This is a genomic window from Limnohabitans sp. 2KL-17 (assembly GCF_003063415.1).
Lineage (GTDB): Bacteria > Pseudomonadota > Gammaproteobacteria > Burkholderiales > Burkholderiaceae_C > Limnohabitans_A.
Genome location: NZ_NESK01000093.1, coordinates 1 through 802 on the forward strand (window position 1 = coordinate 1; position 802 = coordinate 802).

Consider the following 802-nt stretch of genomic DNA (forward strand, 5'->3'; position numbering starts at 1 on the left):
CACCACAGCAGAGAAAGCTGCTGCCCAAGCCGTGCTCGATGCGGCCAAACTAGCAGCCGCCAAAGCCACAGCTGAAGCGGACGCGGCGGCCAAAGCGGTGCAAGACAAAGCGGCGGCGGACAAAGCGGCGGCTGAAGAGATTGCTGCCAAAGCGGCCGATGAAGTTGCTGCCGCCAAAGCGCTGGTTGCTGCCCAAACTGCACTGACTGCGGCCAACGCCAGCGGCACCACAGCAGAGAAAACTGCTGCCCAAGCCGTGCTCGATGCGGCCAAACTAGCAGCCGCCAAAGCCACAGCTGAAGCGGACGCGGCTAGCAAAGCGGTGCAAGACAAAGCGGCGGCGGACAAAGCGGCCGGTGAAGAGATTGCTGCCAAAGCGGCCGATGAAGTTGCTGCCGCCAAAGCGCTGGTTGCTGCCCAAACTGCACTGACTGCGGCCAACGCCAGCGGCACCACAGCAGAGAAGGCTGCTGCCCTAGAGGCCTTCAATGCGGCCAAACTAGCGGCGGCCAAAGCCACAGCTGAAGCGGACGCGGCTAGCAAAGCGGTGCAAGACAAAGCGGCGGCGGACAAAGCGGCCGGTGAAGAGATTGCTGCCAAAGCGGCCGATGAAGTTGCTGCTGCCAAAGCGCTGGTTGCTGCCCAAACTGCACTCACTGCGGCCAACGCCAGCGGCACCACAGCAGAGAAAACTGCTGCCCAAGCCGTGCTCGATGCGGCCAAACTAGCAGCCGCCAAAGCCACAGCTGAAGCGGACGCGGCGGCCAAAGCGGTGCAAGACAAAGCGGCGGCGGACAAAGCG

1 pseudogene is annotated in these 802 nt (G+C 63.2%); it reads left to right on the forward strand.

From position 1 onward, the window contains the following. A pseudogene (locus B9Z45_RS17140) lies at positions 1-802 on the forward strand (hypothetical protein); the annotation flags it as partial.